Source organism: Nonomuraea sp. NPDC048892 (genome assembly GCF_040649735.1).
GTDB classification, from domain to species: domain Bacteria; phylum Actinomycetota; class Actinomycetes; order Streptosporangiales; family Streptosporangiaceae; genus Nonomuraea; species Nonomuraea maheshkhaliensis.
This window is the reverse complement of sequence record NZ_JBEZFZ010000069.1, coordinates 1-4,931: the sequence shown is the minus strand read 5'-3', so window position 1 is coordinate 4,931 and position 4,931 is coordinate 1. Positions and strand designations below refer to the sequence as shown.

The following is a 4,931-nucleotide window of genomic DNA, read 5'->3' as shown; positions in this document are numbered from 1 at the left end:
CGGGAGAGCGGCCACCTGTTCGGCGAGTGGGCGCTGGCCGACTACGGTGACGTGGGCGGGATCCCCGTCGGCGTGGCCGGCGTCATCGGTGTCGGCCTCGTGCTGCTCATCGCCGGCGCCGTGGCCTACGCCGCCCGCAGCCGGAACACCACCAAAGTGTGACACCAGCCAAGCAGCCATTTCGCCACGACAGTCGCGAGCGCGCGTCTGTTCAGTACGGTTCTGACCAGGGCGGCGGCGGACACTCTCCGAGCTTGGGCGGCCTCGTTGGCCGCCACGACGAAACCTTCCGGAGCGGCGACCGCGACGACGCCGAGGCGTTCGCGGGGAAGCCGGTCACGCACCAGCTCCGCCAGCGGGCGCGGCGCCAGCCCGGTGCTCGCGGTGGCGAACAGCACCGTGCCCAGGTCTGCCGCCTGGCCCGCCACGTGTTCGGCCTCGCCGGCGAGGAGGTGGTCGCGGAGCTGCTGGGCCTGGCGTTCGGCCGCCTTCATACGCTCGATCAGCGCCGCCACCCGCTCGGGTGCCTCCTCCCTGGGCGCTCCGAGTACGGTGCCAGGTGATCCCGCACCCCGACAGCGGCCGGCCACACATCATCACCGGGGCCCGGCGATCTCGGCTACGCGAGGAGAACCGGGCTCAGGCCGACGCCAAGCCGCCGGGGGTGGAGCACGTCGGCGGCCGGCCCGGTGGCGACGACCCGACCCCATCCATGACGCGGATTCAGTCGCAGAACGGGGCAGCCAGGTTGAGGTCGTGCAATCCTCCAGGTTGAGGAAGGAGTTGATGCCGGCCTTGGCAAGCGTGTCGCGGCTGCGCCCGGCCTTGCCGTCGAAGGTGCTGTCACAACCGCCGTATCCGCACCAATTTCTTCGAGGAGGCGACCGCGTGAGTTTTCTGGCTCTCGGGTCGACGCTCGCCCCGGCCTTCCCACCCCTCGCCCTGGCAGTGGCCTACGTCGGGGATCGCTCACCGATCACAGTGACCGGTCAACCTCAGGCCGACCTGGTACGGCAGGCCGTACAGGAGGCTGGCTACACAGGTTGAATTCGTAGAGTCGGTCATGGTTTCGTCGGGGTCTCGAGGGTGAGACCGGTCTGAGCCAGGCAGCCGGTGAGTAGATGGGGCCGGTACTGGATCTTCTTCAGCTTGCGTTTGATGATCCGCGCGAGGCCGGGCAGGTCGGTGACGGCGAAGTTGGCCAGGGAACGGCGTAGCAACGACCATACGCCCTCGGCCGGATTGAGTTCGGGTGCGTAGGTGGGGAACTGGACGATGCGCAGCCAGTCGGCGTGCTCGGCGGCGAACTCGGCGAGTCTGTTGTCCAGGTGCACGTTCAGGTTGTCCCAGCACCACACCAGCGGCGCGCCGAGCTGTTGGTGGGTGGCCACGATCAGGTCTCGGTAGTCGAGCCAGGAGAACGTCTTCGGCTCGCCCTTGCGGCCGCGGTAGATGTGCAGCTTGTAGAACAGGTGTGGTCGCTCACCGTCCCGGAAGCAGACGACGCCGGCCATGTTGATGCGGCCGGAGCCTCTGCCGCGTACCGTCACCACCGGACGGGCACCGACCGGCGCCCAGGTGCGTCCCTTCGGCGGCCTCAGTCCCTGCCCGGCCTCGTCTTCGAAGCACAGGTAGGCACCCAGGTCCGCCGCGGTTCTTTTACCGCGGGCCACACCTCGGCCTTCCACAACACGATCGCCTCCTCGTCCCGCTCGATCGCGCGCCGGGCCGGCACCTGCACCGACCAGCCGTGGCGGTGCAGCAGCTTGCCCACGCCCTCGATGGTGTAGCCGATGTGGAACAGCCGCCCGATCAGCGTCTTGACCCGGCCCAGCGTCCAGCACTGATCCTCGGCGTATCCCCAGGCCAGCGGGCCCCGCCGTAACTCGGCATCCAGCCGCGCCCACTGAGCGGCCGACAGCTTCTCCTTCGACACCGGCCCCTTGGACAGCAGCGCCGGCCTGCCGCCCTCCCGCCAGGCCTTGCGCCAGCGGGTCACCGACCGCTCGTGCACCCGTAACCGCGCCGCGACCGTCCGGGTCGACTCTCCGGCCTCGAACCACTCGGCCGCCTGCAGCCGTACACGCTCTCGCCGTTCCTGCTCAGCGGGCGTGTACCCACCCCTTTGCCCGTACCGCATGCTCCGGTCGTACATCACTCGAAGCGATCCGTCACGAGGCTAGGACTCTACGCTTTCAACCGGTGTACTCAGCCACCACCGCAACCGCGGCCGCGCCCTTCCAACGAATCTACGAATGTAGTACCCGCGTCGGAGAATGGAAACCGACGACAGACCCGGCCGCACCTCTTTATGCAATAAGCTCAGGTCGCGGTGTCGACAATGTGATCCCACAGAATATCCACGCCCGAAAAATCGCAACAAAAGACTAAACGCGCGCTCATGCCCTCCCAAATCCAGGTGTTATAGGCCTCGCCCGTCGAAAGAGTGAAAACGAAATGGGCCTCATGTGGACCGATGACGTCAACCCTGGTCTCGGGAGGACAATCTTTGCGCGGAACCCAGGACACGGGACGCCTTGCCGAGATCTCACGGGTTGTCGACCCGATATTCCCGACCATTGTCTTTGATTCGGAGAATGTCATCGCGATCGCCGAATCGTCCACAAGAATCCGGAACCTTTCGCCATCAGCGCTATGCTCAAAAGATATCGCGCGACCCTGAAGCTCGAAATCTATCATACCTCTCGGCCTTTCATTTAAATGCTCGCTGAGACTGGCTGGCACGCGGGTGTTCGCGCAGAGCGGGAGTCAGCACTTGTCCTGCGCGATTCACCATGAGCATATGTGATAGCCCACCAGCGCGAGGCCGCAGTCGGGGGCGGCGAGCACGGCCAAGGCGGAATCGTCGTCTATTGGCGTGGCCAGCAGCACCAGAGCCTCCATCTCCATCATAGTCTGGATGACCACGCCGCCTTTGGACATCGTGAACACGCTCCCGCCGCACACCCGCTATTTCACCGATGATCGTGGCTAGTCGGTGAGCCCGATCCGGAGGAAATCCCAACGAAAATACCGGCGGTACGCTGTCGGACGAGATGACGTCCGCCGGCACCGCAAGACCATCGGGTCGACATGGCGGCTGCTCAACCCCGGACAGCAAGCCCTGCTCGTGCCGGTCTACCTGCGCAAGGGAGAGACATTCGCTGAACTCGGACCGGGTTCGGAATCTCCACTGCCACCGCGTGGCGATATGCGGAAGAGACCGTGATGCTGCTGTCGGAGCGCTCGCCCAAGCTCGGCCAGGCGCTACGCAAAGCGAAACGGGACGGGCTGCATTACCTGTCCTCGGATGGCACTCTGATTTACACCGAGCGGATCGCCGCTGACCCGCCGTACTTCTCCAGCGAGCATCGCGTGCACAGGATGAACGTGCAGGTCATCGTCTCGCCGGGCGAGACGATCTTGTTCCGCGGTTCCTCCGCCGCGGCGGCCGCGCGCAGGAACTCCACTCGTTCGGGGTCAGGCACGGCGAGGAACGACGGCAACGCCCGGCGCAAAGCCAGCAGCAGAGCGGGTGACCACGACGCGTCAAGCGCGCCGCGCAACAGAGCCGGACCGTCCTCATTCAACAAGGCGAGATTCACCCTCATCGTGGGGCTTGGGTGCGATCGGCAGGAGCGGACGAGCATCGGCTTTCCGTCAGAGACCTCAGCACATTCTGTATACGTGCGGTAGTCGTGGCAATGTCACTGACAGGTGTAATCCTCTCGAGCCAGGACCACCAGAACCACCAAGTGACGTCCCCGGGGCGGCCGTGATCTGCTCACTAAGGGTGCTGGCGTGATTCATGACGAGCAGGCGGGGCGGTTGCGGAGGAGTCATGATGAGACTGGCTTGCAGTCCATGCTGGAGCAGTTGATCTCGCAATTGGGTCAGGTAGCCGGTGGCGGCTGCCCAGATTGTAGGACTGGCGACTTCGGCCATATTCTGATCCTTCAATGAAATATGACCTCCACCAGGGTGGAGGTGGTGGTAATGGGCTAGCTGTATGTCGGTCGCTCGCCGAGCGGACTGAATTTGCAGAGAGGAAGGTCAGTCTTCACATCTCATGAGAGGCTAAGTCGGCGATCGTCGGCCATCCACGTGGCCTTCTGTCGCCGGTTGGCCATTCATCACCGAAGTGATTTTTCTAGCTCGGCCCCGCGCTCTCGGCGCAGTCGCAGCGAACTGAAGACGCTCGCCACCACGAAGCGCGTAAAACCGTAGCCTCATTGCATGAAGAGAATTCGTTTTTCTTGACGCCGAGAGGGTAGATTGTTATCCATTTGCAACACTACTACAGATATTGAAAACCTTCAAGAAATGTGCATGAGCGTTTCCTTTCGCGAAACACCCTTAGCCTCTACGGATGGAAGCAACCTGTATGGTAGTTGCAATGCTCCTCGTTCTCCCTTCCTATTGCTGTCGTGCCGGGTTCGCCATCTGGCCGAAGGCGCCACCCAATTCGACACCGCTCGAGCCAAAAGATCTTCTTCTTTGAACTCCGGCGAGAACCGCCTACGACGCCTCGTCACGCACCTACCTCTTCCAGACTTCTGTCAACTTATGTAGCCGACTGTCCGGAATCTGCTGGGCACCTCACAGGCTCGGCGTAGACGATCGGACTGCCGCTGTCGCCGTCGATTGCGGCCTGATCAGGCCGCAATCGACAACGCGTGGGACGGTCTCCAATAACCACGTTTCAGCCGAGCCGTATCGAGAGAATTGTGTTTCGATCAGCCCAGTACGTTGTAGTAGGCGGCTACGGCGAGGTAGCCGAGTGCGGCGAGTACGACGGACGTGTGGTGGATTCGGGCGAGTCGGCTCCACCACCCCCCAATGCCGTTTAGTTAGCGATCATGCTGGTAGCGTCGCTTGGTGATCTTGCCGGGTGGCGCAGGCGGTTCGGGTCGGCTGATGGATCTGGTTGG

6 protein-coding genes, 1 pseudogene and 1 riboswitch are annotated in these 4,931 nt (G+C 63.6%); of the genes and pseudogenes, 1 reads left to right on the top strand and 6 read right to left on the bottom strand.

The genetic code is table 11. The features are described from left to right. Nucleotides 1–125 precede the first annotated feature (125 nt). The 5 genes from AB0C28_RS56115 to AB0C28_RS56095 all read right to left on the bottom strand — a co-directional run bounded on the left by AB0C28_RS56115 (nucleotide 126) and on the right by AB0C28_RS56095 (nucleotide 2,943). Nucleotides 126–515, bottom strand: a complete 390-nt coding sequence (locus AB0C28_RS56115; protein ID WP_358085753.1) for a hypothetical protein — start codon at nucleotides 513–515, stop codon at nucleotides 126–128. A gap of 382 nt (nucleotides 516–897) precedes the next feature. Further along, a riboswitch (cobalamin riboswitch) is annotated at nucleotides 898–983 on the bottom strand. A gap of 78 nt (nucleotides 984–1,061) precedes the next feature. Continuing rightward, on the bottom strand, nucleotides 1,062–1,673 hold the full coding sequence (locus AB0C28_RS56110) for a transposase (protein WP_358085750.1): 612 nt from the start codon (nucleotides 1,671–1,673) through the stop codon (nucleotides 1,062–1,064). Continuing rightward, nucleotides 1,598–2,140, bottom strand: a complete 543-nt coding sequence (locus AB0C28_RS56105; protein ID WP_358085747.1) for a winged helix-turn-helix domain-containing protein — start codon at nucleotides 2,138–2,140, stop codon at nucleotides 1,598–1,600. The genes AB0C28_RS56110 and AB0C28_RS56105 overlap by 76 nt, the downstream gene beginning before the upstream one ends. Before the next feature lie 182 nt (nucleotides 2,141–2,322). Beyond that, the gene (locus AB0C28_RS56100) at nucleotides 2,323–2,700 is read right to left on the bottom strand and encodes a hypothetical protein (protein ID WP_358085745.1); all 378 of its coding nucleotides are present in this window, start codon (nucleotides 2,698–2,700) and stop codon (nucleotides 2,323–2,325) included. 90 nt (nucleotides 2,701–2,790) lie between these two features. Further along, entirely contained in the window at nucleotides 2,791–2,943 is a 153-nt protein-coding gene (locus tag AB0C28_RS56095; protein ID WP_358085743.1) for a hypothetical protein, read from the bottom strand. Nucleotides 2,944–3,061: 118 nt separating this feature from the next. Here AB0C28_RS56095 and AB0C28_RS56090 point away from each other — a divergent pair. Continuing rightward, nucleotides 3,062–3,429 (top strand): annotated as a pseudogene (locus tag AB0C28_RS56090) (transposase family protein); the annotation flags it as partial. Here AB0C28_RS56090 and AB0C28_RS56085 read toward each other — a convergent pair. Continuing rightward, complete coding sequence (locus AB0C28_RS56085; protein ID WP_358085756.1) at nucleotides 3,324–3,605, bottom strand: hypothetical protein; 282 nt, start codon at nucleotides 3,603–3,605, stop codon at nucleotides 3,324–3,326. The pseudogene AB0C28_RS56090 and the gene AB0C28_RS56085 sit on opposite strands and share 106 nt — an antisense overlap. Nucleotides 3,606–4,931: the final 1,326 nt, after the last annotated feature.

Bases quoted from the DNA above. Each gene is read 5' to 3' on its own strand.
- AB0C28_RS56105 (WP_358085747.1), bottom strand. From the start codon at position 2,140: ATGCGGTACGGGCAAAGGGGTGGGTACACGCCCGCTGAGCAGGAACGG.
- AB0C28_RS56100 (WP_358085745.1), bottom strand. From the start codon at position 2,700: ATGATAGATTTCGAGCTTCAGGGTCGCGCGATATCTTTTGAGCATAGC.
- AB0C28_RS56095 (WP_358085743.1), bottom strand. From the start codon at position 2,943: ATGTCCAAAGGCGGCGTGGTCATCCAGACTATGATGGAGATGGAGGCT.